Raw genomic sequence first — 16,829 nt, forward strand, 5'->3', positions numbered from 1 at the left:
CGAAGGAGCGCACCGATGGACGACGACACCCAGGACCACCGCGGCTACCAGGTGGTTCTCAACGACGAGGAGCAGTACTCGGTATGGCCCGCGGACCGCGGCCTCCCGGCCGGGTGGCGGGCCGAGGGCACCACCGGCGACCGGGAGGAGTGCCTGCGCCACATCGACGCGGTGTGGACCGACATGCGGCCGCTCGGACTCCGCCGGCAGCTCGACGGCACGGCCTGACCGAACGGTCACGCGCCGCTGGAGGAAGGCACACGCCGCACGGCGGCAGTTCGGCGGAACGACCGATGGGCCGGGCGCCGGGCTGCTCCTACGGTGGACGGATGCGACAGAACCGCCCGTACCGGCCGGTCGGCTCGTTCGACGCGGTCGCCGCCCGCCGCCTGCGCCAGGCGCTGGGAATGACGCCCGCCCACGTCGCACACGGCATGTGGGCGGCGTTCGGGCTGCGCGTCCCGCCGCACACGGTCCTCGCCTGGGAGGAGGGCGACGGCGTCCCCGGCGAAGGCGAACTCCCCGCGCTGGCGGGCGCGTTGTGGTGTGCGCCGGGCGACCTGCTGGGCGAGCCGCAGACGCTGCGGCAGCACCGGATGGCGGCCGGCATGGCGGTCTTCGACCTGGCGCTGCTGATCGGCATGGACCCGGCGGTCTACGAACGGATGGAGCAGGCCGGGCACTGGGACGGCGACGACCGGCAGGCCGCGGCGCTCGCCCGCGCGCTGCGGCTCCCGCCGGACGCGGCGCTGGACCTCACCGGCCGCTCCGCGCACCTCGCCGAGCTGCTGCGCTCCGCCGTCACCACGCGCTGGCAGTCCTACGCCGGACGCGTCGCCGACCTGGTGCCCCTGGAGCGGAGCCGCCTGGAGGACGCGCTGCGCGACCTGCACCGCGCCTACCAGTCCGCGACCGCCGGCTCGCTCCACTGGGGCGGCGCCGGCTCCGGCCGCCGCGACGACTCCGCGACCCTCTCCGCCGACTTCCTCGACGGCATTCTGGAGCGGTTCTGGGAACGCGCCGGTGTCACCGGCACAGACCGGCGATGATGACCACATGCTCCGGACACTGCGCGCGGCGGGCCCGGCCTGCCTCCTGACCGTCACCCTGCTCTCCGGTTGCGGTCCCAACGAGCCGTCGGCCTCCGACCGGTCCTCCCGGCCTGCCGGCCCGACCTCCACCACGACCGCCGCCCCGGAGGCGGCGGCCCGGCTGGCGGGCCGCTTCCACGAAGCGGACGGCCCCGCGGACGTCTACGGCATCGAGGTCGCCTACGGACCCGGCGACGTGCCGCTCGTCGTCGTCCGGACGCACGGCACCGACCACGACGCCGCGACCTTCCAGGAGCTGAAGACCTCGCTCACCGGCTTCCTGGCGCGCGAGGAGGGCGTACCGCTCCAGGAGGGCTACCTGCTGGACGTCTACGGCCCGGACGGGTCGCTGCGGCACCGGCTGGACGCCCGGCCCTGACCCGGGCCGGTTCCGGGGCGGGAACGGGTCAGCCGGTGACGCGGTGCACCTTGTGCTGGGCGGCCTGGGCGCGGGGGCGCACGACGAGCAGGTCGACGTTGACGTGCGGCGGCCGCGAGGCCGTCCACGCGATGGTGTCCGCGACGTCCTCCGCCGTCAGCGGGTCCGGCACTCCGTCGTACACGGCGGCGGCCCGGTCGGCGTCGCCGCGCATCCGGTTGAGCGCGAACTCGTCGGTGCGCACCATGCCCGGCGCGATCTCCACCACCCGCACCGGGCGGCCGCACAGTTCCAGCCGCAGCGTGGCGGCCAGTGCGTGCTCGCCGTGCTTGGCCGCGGCGTAGCCGCCCCCGCCCTCGTAGGCGACGAACGCGGCCGTCGAGGACAGCACGATCACGGTGCCCTCCGCGGCCTCCAGCCGGGGCAGCAGCGCCTGGGTGACGTGCAGCGTGCCCAGGACGTTGACCTCGTACATGGTGCGCCAGTCGTCCGGGTCGGTGGCGTCGACGTGCTCGGTGCCGAGCGCCCCGCCCGCGTTGTTGACCAGCAGCGTCAGCGGGCGGTCGCCGAGGGCGTCGGCGAACGCGCGGACGGCGGCCCGGTCGGTCACGTCCAGCGCACGCGCCTCCGCGCTCCCGCCGGCGTCGGCGATCTCGCGCGCCACGGCCCCGATGCGCTCGGCGCGGCGCCCGGCCAGCACCACATGATGGCCCTCGGCGGCCAGCCGGCGTGCGGTCGCAGCGCCGATGCCGCTGCCGGCACCGGTGACGACGGCGGTGGGGAGCACGTGCTCGGTCATGATCAACCCTCGGTGGTGCGCTGGATCGTACGGCTGCGGCCCCGGAACTCGGCGACCACCTCGTCACCGCGCAGCACGGTGACGTCGTAGACGCCGCTGCGGCCGAAGCGGGTGCGTTCGGTGGCGACGGCGGTGAGCACGTCACCCTCCTTCGCGGACGTCGTGAACGTGATGTCCGCGCCCGCCGCGACGGTGACCGGGCCGTGGCTGTTGCAGGCGCAGGCGAACGCGGTGTCCGCGAGCGTGAACACGAACCCGCCGTGCGCGATGCCGTGCCCGTTGACCATGGAGTCGGTGACGGTCATCCGCACCCGCGCGGCACCGTCCCCGGCCTCCAGCAACTCCATCCCGAGCCGCCGCGAGGCGTCGTCCGCCTCGAACATCCGGTGCGCCGCGTTCCGCTCTCCGCCCATCCGCCGATCGTAACCGCCGCCCGGCACCCGACGACGTGCCGGTCCTCCGGGGGCCGGAGGACCGGGCTGCGGGTCAGAAGACGGCTTCGGTCTCGTCCATGCGGTGCTGCGGGACGCGCTTGAGTTCGGAGACGCCGTCGGCCAGCGGGACCATCACGATGTCGGTGCCGCGCAGCGCCGTCATCCGGCCGAACTCGCCGCGGTGGGCGGCCTCCACCGCGTGCCAGCCGAAGCGGGTGGCGAGCACCCGGTCGTACGCGGTAGGGGTGCCGCCGCGCTGCACGTGGCCGAGGATGACCGGCTTGGCCTCCTTGCCGATGCGATGCTCCAGTTCGATCGCGAGGCGGTTGCCGATGCCGGCGAAGCGCTCGTGGCCGTACTGGTCGATGACGCCCTTCTCGTACGGCATGGAGCCCTCGGCGGGGTGCGCGCCCTCGGCGACGCAGATGAGGGCGAACTTCTTGCCGCGCGCGAAACGTTCTTCGACCATCTTGGCGAGTTCGTCGACCTCGAAGGGGCGCTCCGGGACGCAGATGGCGTGCGCGCCGGCGGCCATGCCGGCCTCCAGGGCGATCCAGCCCGCGTGGCGGCCCATCACCTCGACGACCATCACGCGCTGGTGCGACTCGGCGGTGGTCTTGAGGCGGTCCATGGCCTCGGTGGCGACGCCCACCGCCGTGTCGAAGCCGAAGGTGCGGTCGGTGGCGGAGATGTCGTTGTCGATCGTCTTGGGGACGCCGACCACGGGCAGGCCCGCGTCGGCGAGCATCCGCGCGGCGGTGAGGGTGCCCTCGCCGCCGATGGGGACGAGGGCGTCGAGCGCGAGGCGGGCGATGAGCTCCTCGGAGTTCTCGCACGCCTCGGCGAGCCGGGCGCGTTCCAGCCGCGAGGAGCCGAGGATGGTGCCGCCGCGCGCCAGGATGCCGCTGACGGATTCCAGGTCGAGTTCGCGGTACCGGCCGTCGAGGAGGCCCTTGAAGCCGTCCTCGAAGCCGATGACCTGGTCGCCCCGGTCGGCCACGGCGCGGTGGACGACGGACCGGATCACGGCGTTCAGACCGGGGCAGTCGCCGCCCGCGGTGAGGACTCCGATGCGCATGAGCTTCGCTTCCTGCTCGCTGGATCACGCTGGCGGCTGTGGCAGCGTCGGGGTGCTTGGGCGGTGGGATTGTTTCACGAGTTGAACGCAGGGGGCACATCCCTGTCCGGCATACGGTCCGGTAGCCGCTCCGTGACGCACCGGCGCGACGGGCCGTGCGGCTACCGTCAACGCCATCAACACCCGGCAACACTGTCAGGAGCAGGATTCCGCGCGCCACCGCGGCCGCGAGGCGCACGACACGGACGACGAGGGAGAGCACGCGTGACGCGCAGTGTGTACGTGACCGGCGTCGAACGGGGGGACGGCCGTCAGGTCGTGGAGCTGGGGGTGATGGAGCTGCTCACCCGGCACGTGGACCGGGTCGGGGTGTTCCGTCCGCTGGCGCACGACGGCCCGGACCCGATCTTCGACCTGCTGCGCGCCCGGTACCGGCTGACCCAGCCGGCGGGCACGGTGGTCGGCCTGGGACACGACGAGGCGGCCGCACTGCAGGCGGAGAGGGGCACGGACGAGCTGGTGGCGCGGCTCGTCGCCCGCTTCCACGCGGTGGCGTCCGGCTACGAGGCCGTTCTCGTACTGGGCACCGACTTCGCCGACACCGGGCTGCCCGCCGAGCTGGCGCTGAACGCGCGGCTGGCGAACGAGTTCGGCGCGGCCGTGCTCCCGGTCGTCGGCGGCCACGGCCAGACCGGGGAGTCGGTGGTCGCCGAGGTGCGCAACGCGCACCACGCGTACGCGTCGCTGGGCTGCGAGATCCTCGCGATGATCGCGAACCGGGTGCAGGCCCCCGAGGCGCGGGACGCCGCCCGCACCCTGGCCGGGCACCTGCCGGTGCCCGTGTCCGTGCTGCCGGAGGAGCCCGCGCTGTCCGCGCCGACGGTGGCCCAGGTGCGCGACACGCTGGGCGCCGAGGTGCTGCTGGGGGACCCGGCGGGGCTGTCCCGCGACGTGCGGGACTTCGTGTTCGGCGGCGCCCACCTGCCGACGTTCCTGCCCGCACTGACCGAGGGCTGCCTGGTCATCACCCCGGGCGACCGCGCCGATCTGATCATCGGCTCGCTGGCCGCGCACTCCGCGGGCTCCCCCGCCCTCGCCGGCGTGCTGCTCACCCTCGCCGAGCGGCCCGGCCCGGAGACGATGGCGCTGGCCGAGCGGCTGGCGCCGGGGACGCCACTGCTGGCCGTGCCGCACGGGTCGTTCCCCACCGCGGCCGAGCTGTTCGAGCTCCAGGGCAAGCTGACGGCGGCCACGCCGCGCAAGGCGGAGGTCGCACTGGGCCTGTTCGAGAGGCACGTGGACACCCCGCGCCTCACCGAGCGGCTCTCGGTGGTCCGCAGCGCCCGCGTCACGCCGATGATGTTCGAGCACGAGCTGATCGAACGCGCCCGGGCGCACCGCCGCGCGGTCGTGCTGCCGGAGGGCACCGAGGAGCGGGTGCTGCGTGCCGCGGAGGTCCTGCTGCGCCGGGACGTGTGCGACCTGACGCTGCTCGGCGACCCGACGGCGGTGCGCAGGCGCACCGCGGAGCTGGGCATCGACCTGCCGCTGCTGGAGGACGACGAACTGCCGGACACAGCCGCGGCCACCGCCCGCGTCGTCGACCCGCAGACCTCGCCGCTGCGCGAACGGTTCGCCGAGCTGTACGCGAAGCTCCGTGCCCATCGCGGGGTGACGTACGAACTGGCGTACGACGTGGTGGCGGACGTCTCCTACTTCGGGACGCTGATGGTGCGCGAGGGCCTGGCGGACGGAATGGTCTCGGGAGCGGCACACTCGACGGCGGCGACCATCCGGCCGGCCTTCGAGGTGATCAAGACGAAGGCGGAGGCGGGCATCGTCTCCTCGGTGTTCTTCATGTGCCTGTCCGACCGGGTGCTGGCGTACGGCGACTGCGCGGTCAACCCCGACCCGGACGCCGAGCAGCTCGCGGACATCGCGGTGCAGTCGGCCGGCACGGCGGCGCAGTTCGGCGTGGAGCCGCGGATCGCGATGCTGTCGTACTCCACCGGCACCTCCGGTGCGGGCGCGGAGGTGGACAAGGTGCGGCGGGCCACCGAACTCGTCCGGTCGCGGCGGCCGGACCTGCTGGTCGAGGGGCCGATCCAGTACGACGCGGCGGTGGAGCCGTCGGTGGCGGCGACCAAGCTGCCGGACTCGGAGGTGGCGGGGCGGGCGACCGTACTGGTCTTCCCGGACCTGAACACCGGCAACAACACCTACAAGGCGGTGCAGCGTTCGGCCGGCGCGGTGGCGGTCGGACCGGTGCTCCAGGGGCTGCGCAAGCCGGTCAACGACCTGTCGCGCGGCGCGCTGGTCTCCGACATCGTGAACACCGTGGCCATCACCGCGATCCAGGCGCAGTCCGGACGGGCTCCGGCCGCCGGCCGTGCGCGCGCCGGGAAGGAGGCGCGGGCATGAGCGCCACCCCCACCACGGCCCCCGCGGGGGCGACGCGCGTCCTGGTACTCAACTCCGGCTCCTCGTCCGTGAAGTACCAGCTGCTGGACATGGCGGGCGGCGGACGGCTCGCGTCCGGGCTGGTGGAGCGGATCGGCGAGCAGACCTCGCGGCTCGCGCACACCCCGCCCGCCGGGCGGGACGGAGCCGGCCAGGAGGGCGGGGAGCGCACCCGGGAGGGCCGCATCGCGGACCACGCGGCGGCGCTGAAGGCCGTCGCGGAGGAGCTGGCGGCGGACGGGCTGGGCCTGGACTCGCCGGAGCTGGCGGCGATCGGCCACCGCGTGGTGCACGGCGGGCGCCGCTTCACCGAGCCCACGGTGATCGACGACGCCGTGCTGGCGGAGATCGAGCGCCTGGTGCCGCTGGCGCCACTGCACAACCCCGCGAACCTCACCGGCATCCGCACCGCCCGGGCGCTCGGCCCGCACCTGCCGCAGGTGGCCGTCTTCGACACCGCGTTCCACACCACGATCCCCGAGCCCGCGGCCCGCTACGCGATCGAGAAGGAGACCGCCGACGCGCACCGCATCCGCCGCTACGGCTTCCACGGCACCTCGCACGCGTACGTCTCCCGCAGGACCGCCGAGCTGCTGGGCAGGGACCCGTCCGAGGTGAACGTGATAGTGCTGCACCTGGGCAACGGCGCCTCGGCGTCGGCGGTGCGCGGCGGGGTCTGCGTGGAGACCTCGATGGGGCTGACGCCGCTGGAGGGCCTGGTCATGGGCACCCGCAGCGGCGACACCGACCCGGCGGTGATCTTCCACCTGGCGCGGGTGGCGGGCATGTCGGTGGACGAGATCGACACGCTGCTCAACCGCCGCAGCGGCCTGACGGGGCTGTGCGGCGACAACGACATGCGGGAGATCCGCCGCCGGATCGAGGCGGGCGACGAGGCGGCGCGGCTGGCCTTCGAGGTGTACACGCACCGGCTGAAGAAGTACGTGGGCGCCTACTACGCCGTGCTCGGCCGGGTGGACGCGGTGACGTTCACGGCCGGCGTCGGGGAGAACGCGGCCGAGGTGCGGGCGGCGGCTCTGGAGGGGCTGGAGGGGCTCGGGCTGTCCGTGGATCCGGGGCGCAACGGGGTACGCGGCCGGGAGCCGCGGCTGATCTCGCCCGGGGGTGCCCCGGTCGCGGTGGCCGTGGTCCCCACGGACGAGGAGCTGGAGATCGCCCGGCAGACGTACGCACTGGTCGGCGCCGGGGAGGCGGCATGATGAGGAGAACCGTATCGGAGCAGGCTCACCCCCGTACGTTCCGCTTCTGAACAAAACCGATAGGATCGTCCTCATGCGCCGTTCCAAGATCGTCTGTACTCTGGGCCCCGCCGTCGACTCCTACGAGCAGCTGAAGACGCTGCTCGACGCCGGCATGAACGTGGCCCGCTTCAACATGAGCCACGGCAGCCAGCCGGAGCACGAGGAGCGCTACCACCGGCTGCGGAAGGCCGCGGACGAGGCGGGACGGGCGGTCGGCGTGCTGGCCGACCTCCAGGGGCCGAAGATCCGCCTGGAGACCTTCGCCGAGGGTCCGGTGGAGCTGGTGCGCGGCGAGGAGTTCACCATCACCACGGAGGACGTGGCCGGTGACAGGTCGCAGTGCGGCACCACGTACAAGGGCCTGCCGGGCGACGTGGCCAAGGGCGACCCGGTGCTGATCAACGACGGCAACGTGGCGCTCCAGGTCGTCGAGGTCGACGGGCCGCGGGTGCGCTGCATCGTCATCGAGGGCGGCGTCATCTCCGACCACAAGGGCATCAACCTGCCGGGCGCGGCCGTGAACGTGCCGGCGCTGTCGGACAAGGACGTCGACGACCTGAAGTTCGCGCTGCGGATGGGCTGCGACATGGTCGCGCTGTCGTTCGTGCGGAACGCCGCCGACGTGCGCGACGTGCACCGGGTGATGGACGAGGTCGGCCGCCGGGTGCCGGTCATCGCCAAGGTCGAGAAGCCCCAGGCCGTGGAGAACATGGAGGAGGTCGTCCTCGCGTTCGACGGCGTGATGGTGGCACGCGGCGACCTCGCGGTGGAGTACCCGCTGGAGCGGGTGCCGATGGTCCAGAAGCGACTGATCGAACTGTGCCGACGGAACGCCAAGCCGGTGATCGTGGCGACCCAGATGATGGAGTCGATGATCACCAACTCGCGCCCCACGCGCGCCGAGGCGTCGGACGTGGCGAACGCGATCCTGGACGGCGCGGACGCGGTGATGCTCTCCGCGGAGTCCTCGGTCGGCCAGTACCCGATCGAGACCGTCAAGACCATGTCGAAGATCGTCGAGGCGGCGGAGCAGGAGCTGCTCAGCCGCGGCCTCCAGCCGCTGGTGAAGGGCAAGAAGCCGCGCACGCAGGGCGGTTCGGTCGCCCGCGCGGCATGCGAGATCGCGGACTTCCTGCACGCCAAGACGCTGATCGCGTTCACCAAGTCGGGTGACACGGCCCGGCGGCTGAGCCGCTACCGCGCCGCGCAGCCGATCCTCGCCTTCACCACCGAGGTCGCCACCCGCAACCAGCTGACGCTGAGCTGGGGCGTGGACTCCTTCGTCGTCCCGCACGTCAACACCACCGACGAGATGGTGGAACTCGTCGACGCGGAGCTGCTGAAGCTCCAGCGGTACGACGCCGGCGACAAGATGATCATCACGGCCGGTTCGCCGCCCGGCGTTCCGGGCACCACCAACATGGTCCGGGTGCACCACCTCGGCGGCGCGGAGCAGACCGCCGTCTGACCCGTCTCCCGGACGGGCGAAGGACGGGAACGCAAGGGCCCCGTCTCCACCGCGCGGTGGAGACGGGGCCCTTGGCCGTCGCGGCCGGCGTCAGCCGCCGGTGATGGTGGAGTGCAGCCCGGGGACGGTCAGCGTGCCGCCGAACTGCCCGGCCTGCTGGACCGTCACGTCGGTGAAGAAGACGTCCGGCAGGTTGAGCGGCGGCGGGTGCTCGGGGTCGAAGGTGATCGGGATCAGACCGAACAGCTTGCCCTCCAGACGCTCGGTGTAGAGCGTCACCTGGCCCTCGCGGATCGTGGAGGTGGAGCCCGGCGCGGCCTTCACGTGGTACTGGAGGCCGTCCTGCCCCTGCACGATCTGGTGCAGGTCGCCGATGTCGACGCTGTCGGCGGTGAACTTGAGGACCTGCTTGGTGCTGCCGTCCGCGGTGCGGACGTTGAACACGCCCTCGTAGTCCTGGCCGCGGATGGTCAGCGACGAGGCCTTCAGCGTCCACGGCTGGTTGGGCAGCATGGCAGGCGTCTGCTCCGCCTCGCCGGCGACCTTCTCCTCCTCGACGCAGGGGAAGACCTTCTTGCCGTCCTCGCCCACCGGCAGCTCGGACTCGTCCGTCGCCCCGCCGTCGCCGGCCTCGTCCGAGGACGCATCGTCGCCGGACGAGCCGGACAGGCCGTCGGTGACGTCGCCCAGGCCCTCCTCGACCTTGCCGACGGTGTCCTCGACGCCCTCGCCGACCTCGCCGACGGCGTCACCGACCGGGTCGGAGGAGTCCTTCTCCGCCTTCTCCGGGGTCTGCGACGCGTCCGGGGTCTCGGAGGGGGTGGGCTCCGGCTCGGCCTTCTTCTCGCGGTCGCCGCCGCCCAGAAGGTCGCCGAGGGCGTCGCCGACGCCACCCAGCAGGCCGCCGGAACCGTCCTCCTCGGACGGGCTCGGCTCGGGCTCCGCGGAGCCGCCGGAGCCGCCCGAACCGGACGAGCCGCCGGCCGCGTCGTCACCGGAACCGGAGCCGGAATCCGAGCCGGAGTCCGACGCGTCGTCCTGCTCCGCGTCCTCCTTCTCCTGCTCGGCCTTCCGCTCGGCCTCGGCCCGCTTGCGCTCCTCCTCGGCCTTCGCGGCGTCCTCCGCCTCCTTCTCCGCCTCCTCCTCGGCGCGGTCCTGCTGCGAGACGCAGGGACCGTCGCTGAAGGGGTTCTTGGGCAGCGGCTTGGCGTAGGCCAGCTGCGGCGTCACGCCCATGCTCATCAGGACGGCCGACGGCATGGCCACCATGGCCACCGCCTTGCTCGCCGGCACGTTCAGCCGGGTCAGGAAGGGCTTCCTGGGCGCCGCGTGCCGTGGGCCGGTTCTTTCCCGGCGAGCGCCCGGAACGGAAGTCTCCGCTCCAGTCGCCTCCTCGTGCAGCTCGTCACCCGGCACGGTGCCTCCCGTTCGCGTTGTTCGCGTCCGCGCCCGCCGTCGGGGACGGGGGCGTTCCAGTGACTGACAGGTCGTCGAGGGCACTGCCGGTGCCCTGGGCGGGGACGTGCGTCGTGTCACCGGCGTCGTCCGCCTTCGACTCGACGGGTTCGGGCGGCGACGACCGTACGGATTCGCCGGGCACCCAGGACAGGCAGAGGGCACCGCCGACCAGCCCCAGCAGGAAACCGATCAGGAAGGCACCGAAGTTGGAGACGACCAGAGAGACCAGAGCCAGCAGGATCGCCGCCACTCCGGCGAACACCCGGGAGTGCGGCTGGAACCACATGGTGATCCCGAGGACCACCAGCAGGATGCCGATGATCAGTGAGCCGGCACCCGCCGTGGTGGACATGCGGATGGTGAGCGATCCCAGGGTCAGGTTCTGGTAGGGGACGTACATGATGGGGATGCCGGCCAGCAGCGTCAGCATCCCGCCCCAGAACGGGCGCTGTCCGCGCCACACCCGGAAATTCCGGCGCATCCGGGCGAACCGGTCCGCCTCTCGCGCATGCGTGTCGGCGCTCATAGGTACAGCTCCTCGGGGACTGGCACAGGTATTGCGGGGTGGAGCATCCGTACGGGCGCGGAAAGCGCACCCGCGCCCGTACGGTCAGTGCCTCAGTAGCACTCGTGCTTGCCCGTCTTCACGGACATCTTGAGACCACTGAGCTTGAAGGTTCCTGCCGTCGTCGCCCAGGCACGCTGCTTGACGTCGGTCAGCACGGCGCTCTCGGCCTGCTGGGCGAAGGAGCCCGGCAGGTACTTGTCGCCCTTGTTCGGACCGGGGCCCTTCGTGGTGTCGTCCACCGAGACGCCGATGTCGATGTTCTTGAACGTGGCGTTGGCGGACAGGACGTCGGCGTCGACGTACAGCTTCTTCGCGACGACCGGGTCCTTGTCGCCGGCACCCAGCACCATCGACACGTCGCCGAACCCGGGGACCGGGACGACGACGGACTGGCACAGGCCCTTGATGTCGGCGCTGTTCATACCGACGACGGTGACCGGCTTGACACCCTTCGCGGTGCTGTCCACCGCGCCGTACTGGGTGAAGCCCTCGGCCTCGATGCGCTCGGCCGTCAGCTTGAACTGCTGGCCGGAAACGCTGAACGAGGCCGCGAGCGCACCCTGGGAGAGGGCGACACCTATCGCTGCCGTTGCGGCAACGCTCGGGACCATGACGACGGCGAACCGCTTCCATCTGGTCCCGCCACGAGCCAGGGACTCCATGACTTTCCTCCTTCTCGGACGTACATCTCCGATGCGGGCCTGCGGTCCCGCACGGGATGGGAGAAGTGCTACGTCCTCGGGAAGGAGAGCGCCGTCACCTGGGGACGCGAGCATGTCACTCCCGAACTGCCGGCGATCACCCCCGAGCGACAACCACTGGCCACGCTCTCGCGCAACCCGCACTCGGACAGGCCCTGCCGTTGTGGCAGAGACCCCCCTGTCCGCGACCGGCGATCGTGCTCACCGGTCCACTCGGTGGGGACCCGTCAACACCGATACCCGGATGGTGCCGGGACTACGGGAGAACGGACCGAGCGTGGCCGATCGTGGTGCATCTGCGGCCGACACACAAGGGGTTCGTTACTTGCGAGTAACGATCGGGTGTCCGAAGCGGGGCAGCTCAGCCTAGAGCGGCGACAGCCCGTGTCGGACACCGGATCCGCAACACGGGGATTAGTCGGACATGACATCCCGAAACCGGCGGGGTGGCTTACTGCGAGTAACGGCGGCCGCAATTGCCAAGTTTTGGCAAAGTGCGGCCGCCGTGTCGCTAAATCAACGTCTACCGGATCTTGCTCTTCCGCCTGTTCAGAACAGTACGCGTGCCAGGGCACTACGGGCGGTGACCACACGCGGGTCGTCCGCGCCGATCACCTCGAACAGCTCCAGCAGTCGCAGGCGCGCGGCCTCCCGGTCCTCGCCGGCGGTCCGCTGCACCGTCTCGACCAGACGCCCGAAGGCGTCCTCGACGTGACCGCCGACCAGGTCCAGGTCCGCGGCACGGAGCTGGGCGGCGACGTCCGCCGGATTCCCGGCCGCCTCCTTGCGCACCTGCTGGGCGTCCAGGCCCTGCACACGGCCCAGGAGTTCGGCCTGCGCCAGACCGAGCTTCGCCTCGGTACTGGCCGGGTCGTCGGCGAGCACGTTGCGGTAGGCCTGGACGGCGCCGGCCAGATCACCGGCGTCCAGCGCGTCGTGCGCGGCCGCCAGCGCCGGGTCCTCCGGCACCTGCGGCTCCTCGGGCTCGGGGGCCTGCTCGCCCTCGGGAGCACCCTGGAGGCCGGTGATGCCGAAGCGCTGCTCGGCGACCTGCACGAGCTGGTCCAGCGTCTCCCGGACCTGCTGCTCGGGGGCGGCTCCCTGGAAGAGCGGCAGCGCCTGCCCGGCGACCACCGCGAAGACCGCGGGAATGCCCTGGACGCCGAACTGCTGGAAGAGCATCTGGTTCTGGTCGACGTCGATCTTGGCGAGCAGCAGCCGGCCGGCGTACTCCTCGACGACGCGCTCCAGCAGCGGACCGAGCTGCTTGCACGGCCCGCACCACTCGGCCCAGAAGTCGATGACGACCGGGACCTCGGCGGACCGCTGGAGGACCTCGTTCTCGAATCCCGCCTCGTCGACGTCGATGACGAGACCGGCGGGCGCGGGCGCGCCGCCGCCTTCGGCGGCCTGGGCGCGCGCGTGTTCGGCCTTCTGCCGGGCTTCCCCCGCCGCCTTGACCGCGGCGAGGTCGACCGCTCCGCTGATGGACATGTTGCGTGGCTGCATGGGACCAGTCTCCCCCCTCCGCGCACGGTTCGTCGCCCGGTCCCCGCAGTCCGGCGAGGACGATTGTTTCGATACGAGTCGTAGCGTAACACGGAGCCCCGGAACGGCGTCCCGCTACGCTGCCCGGCATGGCACGACCCCGCAGCACCGCCGCCGACGGCGCGATCCTCGACGCCACCCGGGCCGCGCTGGTCGAACTCGGCTGGTCGAAGCTGACGATGGGCGACGTCGCGGCCCGCGCCGGCGTCGCCAAGACGACGCTCTACCGGCGCTGGCCGGGCAAGAACGAGCTGGTCGTGGACGCGGTCGCGGTGCTCTTCGACACGCTCGAACTCCCGGACCGGGGCAGCCTGGAGGCCGATGTCGAGGGCGTCGTCCTGTCCTTCGCACGGCTGCTGGAGCGGCCGGAGACGCAGACCGCGCTGATGGCCGTGGTCGCCGAGTCCACCCGCGACCCGGCGCTGCGCGCCCGCATCCGCACCGCGGTCGTGGACCGGCAGAAGCGCCTGGTGCTGGAGGGCCGGGAACGCGCGCAGCGGCGCGGCGAACTCCCGCCGGACCAGGACGAGGAGTCCGCCGCCCGCCACGTCGACCTGGTCTTCGACGTGATCGCGGGCGCGGTGGTGCACCGGGCACTGGTCAGCGCGGAGAAGGTGGACGCCGACTGGGCGTCCACCTTCTCCCGGCTGCTGATCGGCGGTCTCGGCGCGGCGGGCTGAGCGTTCGGCCGACCCGGCGGCCCGGACGACCGTGGCACGGCTCAGAAGACCGGCGGCTCGGTGTACTCGCCCCACTCCTCGCGCAGCGCGTTGCAGATCTCCCCGAGGGTGGCCTCGGCGCGGATCGCCTCCAGCATCGGCCCGATCATGTTCGCGTCCGAGCGGGCGGCCTTCATCATGTCCTCCAGCGCCCGGGTGACCGCGGCGTCGTCCCGGCGGGACTTGCGCTCGCCCAGCTCGCGCACCTGCTCGCGCTCCACCTCGTGGCTGACCCGAAGGATCTCCAGGTCGCCGGTGACCGAGCCGGTGTGGCAGTTGACGCCGACGACCTTCTTGTCGTCCTTCTCCAGGGACCGCTGGTACTGGAAGGCTGCCTCGGCGATCTCGCCGGTGAACCAGCCGTCCTCGATGCCGCGCAGGATGCCCGAGGTGATCGGCCCGATGGGGTGGTTCTCGTCCGGGTGGGCGCGGCGTCCGCGTTCCTTGATCTGGTCGAAGATCTTCTCCGCGTCCGCCTCGATGCGGTCGGTGAGCTGCTCGATGTACCAGGCACCGCCCAGCGGGTCCGCGACGTTGGTGACGCCGGTCTCCTCCATCAGCACCTGCTGGGTGCGCAGCGCGATCTCGGCCGCCTGCTCGCTGGGCAGGGCCAGGGTCTCGTCCAGCGCGTTGGTGTGCAGCGAGTTGGTGCCGCCCAGCACGGCGGCGAGCGCCTCGACGGCCGTACGGACCACGTTGTTGTACGGCTGCTGCGCGGTGAGCGAGACGCCGGCGGTCTGCGTGTGGAAGCGCAGCCACTGCGCCTTCTCGGACGTGGCGCCGTAGACGTCGCGCATCCAGCGGGCCCAGATGCGCCGGGCCGCGCGGAACTTGGCGATCTCCTCGAAGAAGTCGAGGTGCGCGTCGAAGAAGAAGGACAGGCCGGGCGCGAACCTGTTCACGTCCAGCCCGCGGGAGAGACCGAGCTCGACGTAGCCGAACCCGTCGGCGAGCGTGTACGCCAGCTCCTGCGCGGCCGTGGAGCCGGCCTCGCGGATGTGGTAGCCGGAGACCGAGAGCGGCTTGTACGCGGGGATCTCGTGCGCGCAGTGCTCCATCAGGTCGCCGATCAGGCGGAGGTGCGGCTCGGGCTGGAAGAGCCACTCCTTCTGCGCGATGTACTCCTTGAAGATGTCCGTCTGCAGCGTGCCGTTGAGCACCGCCGGGTCGACACCCTGCCGCTCGGCGGCGACCAGGTACATGCAGAAGACCGGGACGGCCGGACCGGAGATCGTCATGGACGTCGTCACGTCGCCCAGCGGGATGTCGGAGAAGAGGACCTCCATGTCGGCCGCCGAGTCGATGGCGACGCCGCAGTGGCCCACCTCGCCCAGCGACTTCGGGTCGTCCGAGTCGCGGCCCATCAGCGTCGGCATGTCGAAGGCGACCGAGAGGCCGCCGCCGCCGGCCTCCAGGATCATCTTGTAGCGCTCGTTGGTCTGCTGCGCGTTGCCGAAGCCGGCGAACTGGCGGATCGTCCAGGTACGGCCGCGGTATCCGGTCGCGTGCAGGCCGCGGGTGTAGGGGAACTCGCCGGGCCAGCCGATGCGCTCGAAGCCCTCGTAGGAGTCGCCCGGGCGCGGCCCGTAGACGGGGTCGACCGGGTCGCCGGAGAGCGTGGTGAAGTCCGCGTCGCGCTTGCGTGCCGCGTCGTACCGGGCCTGCCAGCGCAGGCGCCCTTCCTCGATGGCCTCAGCATCCATGCGGTGTCTTCTGCCTCTCTGTGCCCCTCGCGCCGGGCGGCGGAGGCGGCGAAAATACTAGGACGTCCTAGTAAGTGTCCGCCCCGAAGGCACCGGAACGCAAGGCGGACCCTTCAGACGCAGGTCGCACGGGGTGTCGGCCGGCGCGCGGAGGCGCCGGAAGCGGACGGGCAGGCCCTCAGACCTTCGCCGTCGCCGCGGAGGAGTCCTCGATCAGCGGCTCGACGTCGCGGACGACGTTGCGCTCCACGAAGAAGGCCGCGAGCGGGATCGTCCCGGAGACCAGCACCCACAGCAGCTTGCCGAACGGCCAGCGCGCCTTCTGCCCCAGATCGAAGGCGAAGATCACGTAGATGATGAACAGGACGCCGTGCAGCTGCGAGATCGCGAAGGTGACGTTCTCACCCATGCCGAAGCCGTACTTGAAGACCATCGCGGTGCACAGGGCGAGCAGCATGACGGCCGTGACGTAGGCCATCACGCGGTAGCGGGTCAGCACGCTTTTCTTCATGCGGCGAGGGTATCCGCCCGCCCTCCGCTCCCCGGCGCCGCCCCCGCGGCCCCCGCGCCCGCCCGGCGGACCTTCGAGGGCCGGGCCTACGCCGGGTCGTCGAAGTCGTCCGCCGCGACCCGCAGCGGCCTCAGCAGCGAGAAGATCGCGTCGCACTGCGCGTCGTCGTAGCTCGACAGTCCGAAGTCCATCGCCATCAGGTCGCGCGTCGCCGCGTCGCAGACCTCCCGCCCCTTGTCGGTGATCGACGCGAGCGTCCCGCGGCCGTCCTCCGGATTCGGCCCCTTGGTCACCAGGCCCGCGCGCTGGAGCCGGTCCACGGTGTTGGTCACCGACGTGGGGTGCACCATCAGCCGCTCGCCGATCTTCGACATCGGCAGTCGGCCGGCCCGCGAGAAGGTGAGCAGCACCAGCGCCTCGTACCGGGCGAACGTCAGACCGTACGGCTTGACCACGGCGTCCACCTGCGACAGCAGGATCTGGTGGGCGCGCATGATCGAGGTGATCGCGGCCATCGAGGGCGCCGGGCCCCATCGCCGCTTCCAGAGTTCGTCGGCGCGGGCGATCGGATCGAACGGCAGGCTGAGCGGCTTCGGCACGCACCCGACCCTACCGGCCGGTCATATCGTGAGCGCAAGCGTCTCACCGAC

General features: G+C 72.0%; 17 protein-coding genes. 7 read left to right on the forward strand and 10 right to left on the reverse strand.

Annotated elements, in window-relative coordinates; all coding sequences use genetic code 11:
- The first annotated feature begins 15 nt into the window (after nucleotides 1–15).
- The 3 genes from K304_RS0125225 to K304_RS0125235 all read left to right on the forward strand — a co-directional run bounded on the left by K304_RS0125225 (nucleotide 16) and on the right by K304_RS0125235 (nucleotide 1,470).
- Nucleotides 16–228, forward strand: coding sequence for an MbtH family NRPS accessory protein (locus tag K304_RS0125225; protein WP_027765969.1), 213 nt, complete (start codon nucleotides 16–18; stop codon nucleotides 226–228).
- A gap of 101 nt (nucleotides 229–329) precedes the next feature.
- Complete coding sequence (locus K304_RS0125230) at nucleotides 330–1,049, forward strand: helix-turn-helix domain-containing protein (RefSeq protein ID WP_037792087.1); 720 nt, start codon at nucleotides 330–332, stop codon at nucleotides 1,047–1,049.
- 7 nt (nucleotides 1,050–1,056) lie between these two features.
- Nucleotides 1,057–1,470 carry a hypothetical protein gene (locus K304_RS0125235; protein WP_027765971.1) on the forward strand — a complete coding sequence of 138 codons (414 nt, stop codon included), beginning with the start codon at nucleotides 1,057–1,059 and terminating at the stop codon, nucleotides 1,468–1,470.
- Nucleotides 1,471–1,498: 28 nt separating this feature from the next.
- On the opposite strand, the gene K304_RS0125240 is transcribed toward K304_RS0125235, so the two are convergent.
- The 3 genes from K304_RS0125240 to K304_RS0125250 form a co-directional block, all read right to left on the reverse strand.
- Nucleotides 1,499–2,269 (reverse strand): SDR family oxidoreductase, encoded by a 771-nt coding sequence (locus K304_RS0125240; protein WP_027765972.1) that lies wholly within the window; start codon nucleotides 2,267–2,269, stop codon nucleotides 1,499–1,501.
- A 2-nt stretch (nucleotides 2,270–2,271) separates the two neighbouring features.
- On the reverse strand, nucleotides 2,272–2,682 hold the full coding sequence (gene paaI, locus K304_RS0125245; protein WP_027765973.1) for a hydroxyphenylacetyl-CoA thioesterase PaaI: 411 nt from the start codon (nucleotides 2,680–2,682) through the stop codon (nucleotides 2,272–2,274).
- 73 nt (nucleotides 2,683–2,755) lie between these two features.
- Nucleotides 2,756–3,781 (reverse strand): ATP-dependent 6-phosphofructokinase, encoded by a 1,026-nt coding sequence (locus K304_RS0125250; protein WP_027765974.1) that lies wholly within the window; start codon nucleotides 3,779–3,781, stop codon nucleotides 2,756–2,758.
- 264 nt (nucleotides 3,782–4,045) lie between these two features.
- Here K304_RS0125250 and pta point away from each other — a divergent pair, with 264 nt between their 5' ends.
- The 3 genes from pta to pyk all read left to right on the forward strand — a co-directional run bounded on the left by pta (nucleotide 4,046) and on the right by pyk (nucleotide 8,971).
- Nucleotides 4,046–6,202, forward strand: coding sequence for a phosphate acetyltransferase (gene pta / locus K304_RS0125255; RefSeq protein ID WP_027765975.1), 2,157 nt, complete (start codon nucleotides 4,046–4,048; stop codon nucleotides 6,200–6,202).
- Nucleotides 6,199–7,461 carry an acetate kinase gene (locus tag K304_RS0125260; RefSeq protein WP_051308839.1) on the forward strand — a complete coding sequence of 421 codons (1,263 nt, stop codon included), beginning with the start codon at nucleotides 6,199–6,201 and terminating at the stop codon, nucleotides 7,459–7,461. Before pta ends, K304_RS0125260 begins: the two co-directional genes overlap by 4 nt.
- A 73-nt stretch (nucleotides 7,462–7,534) precedes the next feature.
- Nucleotides 7,535–8,971 (forward strand): pyruvate kinase, encoded by a 1,437-nt coding sequence (gene pyk / locus K304_RS0125265; protein ID WP_027765977.1) that lies wholly within the window; start codon nucleotides 7,535–7,537, stop codon nucleotides 8,969–8,971.
- A 90-nt stretch (nucleotides 8,972–9,061) separates the two neighbouring features.
- Here the strand turns inward: pyk and K304_RS0125270 are convergent, their stop codons facing one another.
- The 4 genes from K304_RS0125270 to K304_RS0125285 all read right to left on the reverse strand — a co-directional run bounded on the left by K304_RS0125270 (nucleotide 9,062) and on the right by K304_RS0125285 (nucleotide 13,207).
- Entirely contained in the window at nucleotides 9,062–10,264 is a 1,203-nt protein-coding gene (locus tag K304_RS0125270; protein ID WP_078529717.1) for a toprim domain-containing protein, read from the reverse strand.
- A 112-nt stretch (nucleotides 10,265–10,376) separates the two neighbouring features.
- Entirely contained in the window at nucleotides 10,377–10,955 is a 579-nt protein-coding gene (locus K304_RS0125275; RefSeq protein ID WP_027765979.1) for a DUF6114 domain-containing protein, read from the reverse strand.
- Between the two features lie 92 nt (nucleotides 10,956–11,047).
- Complete coding sequence (locus K304_RS0125280; protein ID WP_027765980.1) at nucleotides 11,048–11,659, reverse strand: DUF6230 family protein; 612 nt, start codon at nucleotides 11,657–11,659, stop codon at nucleotides 11,048–11,050.
- Nucleotides 11,660–12,247: 588 nt separating this feature from the next.
- Nucleotides 12,248–13,207, reverse strand: a complete 960-nt coding sequence (locus K304_RS0125285) for a tetratricopeptide repeat protein (protein ID WP_027765981.1) — start codon at nucleotides 13,205–13,207, stop codon at nucleotides 12,248–12,250.
- Between the two features lie 128 nt (nucleotides 13,208–13,335).
- On the opposite strand from K304_RS0125285, the gene K304_RS0125290 reads away from it, so the two are divergent.
- Nucleotides 13,336–13,926 carry a TetR/AcrR family transcriptional regulator gene (locus K304_RS0125290; protein WP_037791992.1) on the forward strand — a complete coding sequence of 197 codons (591 nt, stop codon included), beginning with the start codon at nucleotides 13,336–13,338 and terminating at the stop codon, nucleotides 13,924–13,926.
- Between the two features lie 41 nt (nucleotides 13,927–13,967).
- Here K304_RS0125290 and icmA read toward each other — a convergent pair whose 3' ends face one another.
- From icmA to K304_RS0125305, 3 genes are all read right to left on the reverse strand, one after another.
- Nucleotides 13,968–15,668, reverse strand: a complete 1,701-nt coding sequence (gene icmA, locus K304_RS0125295) for a coenzyme B12-dependent isobutyryl-CoA mutase large subunit (RefSeq protein ID WP_027765983.1) — start codon at nucleotides 15,666–15,668, stop codon at nucleotides 13,968–13,970.
- Between the two features lie 178 nt (nucleotides 15,669–15,846).
- The gene (locus K304_RS0125300; RefSeq protein ID WP_027765984.1) at nucleotides 15,847–16,179 is read right to left on the reverse strand and encodes a DUF3817 domain-containing protein; all 333 of its coding nucleotides are present in this window, start codon (nucleotides 16,177–16,179) and stop codon (nucleotides 15,847–15,849) included.
- Nucleotides 16,180–16,265: 86 nt separating this feature from the next.
- Nucleotides 16,266–16,778 carry a MarR family winged helix-turn-helix transcriptional regulator gene (locus tag K304_RS0125305; protein ID WP_027765985.1) on the reverse strand — a complete coding sequence of 171 codons (513 nt, stop codon included), beginning with the start codon at nucleotides 16,776–16,778 and terminating at the stop codon, nucleotides 16,266–16,268.
- Nucleotides 16,779–16,829 lie beyond the last annotated feature (51 nt).

The sequence above is a fragment of the Streptomyces sp. CNS606 genome (genome assembly GCF_000426325.1).

Excerpts from the sequence above, each read along its gene's own strand:
- K304_RS0125225 (WP_027765969.1), top strand. The coding sequence starts at position 16 with ATGGACGACGACACCCAGGACCACCGCGGCTACCAGGTGGTTCTCAAC.
- K304_RS0125230 (WP_037792087.1), top strand. The coding sequence starts at position 330 with ATGCGACAGAACCGCCCGTACCGGCCGGTCGGCTCGTTCGACGCGGTC.
- K304_RS0125235 (WP_027765971.1), top strand. The coding sequence starts at position 1,057 with ATGCTCCGGACACTGCGCGCGGCGGGCCCGGCCTGCCTCCTGACCGTC.
- K304_RS0125240 (WP_027765972.1), bottom strand. The coding sequence starts at position 2,269 with ATGACCGAGCACGTGCTCCCCACCGCCGTCGTCACCGGTGCCGGCAGC.
- paaI (WP_027765973.1), bottom strand. The coding sequence starts at position 2,682 with ATGGGCGGAGAGCGGAACGCGGCGCACCGGATGTTCGAGGCGGACGAC.
- K304_RS0125250 (WP_027765974.1), bottom strand. The coding sequence starts at position 3,781 with ATGCGCATCGGAGTCCTCACCGCGGGCGGCGACTGCCCCGGTCTGAAC.
- K304_RS0125260 (WP_051308839.1), top strand. The coding sequence starts at position 6,199 with ATGAGCGCCACCCCCACCACGGCCCCCGCGGGGGCGACGCGCGTCCTG.
- pyk (WP_027765977.1), top strand. The coding sequence starts at position 7,535 with ATGCGCCGTTCCAAGATCGTCTGTACTCTGGGCCCCGCCGTCGACTCC.
- K304_RS0125275 (WP_027765979.1), bottom strand. The coding sequence starts at position 10,955 with ATGAGCGCCGACACGCATGCGCGAGAGGCGGACCGGTTCGCCCGGATG.
- K304_RS0125280 (WP_027765980.1), bottom strand. The coding sequence starts at position 11,659 with ATGGAGTCCCTGGCTCGTGGCGGGACCAGATGGAAGCGGTTCGCCGTC.
- K304_RS0125285 (WP_027765981.1), bottom strand. The coding sequence starts at position 13,207 with ATGCAGCCACGCAACATGTCCATCAGCGGAGCGGTCGACCTCGCCGCG.
- K304_RS0125290 (WP_037791992.1), top strand. The coding sequence starts at position 13,336 with ATGGCACGACCCCGCAGCACCGCCGCCGACGGCGCGATCCTCGACGCC.
- icmA (WP_027765983.1), bottom strand. The coding sequence starts at position 15,668 with ATGGATGCTGAGGCCATCGAGGAAGGGCGCCTGCGCTGGCAGGCCCGG.
- K304_RS0125300 (WP_027765984.1), bottom strand. The coding sequence starts at position 16,179 with ATGAAGAAAAGCGTGCTGACCCGCTACCGCGTGATGGCCTACGTCACG.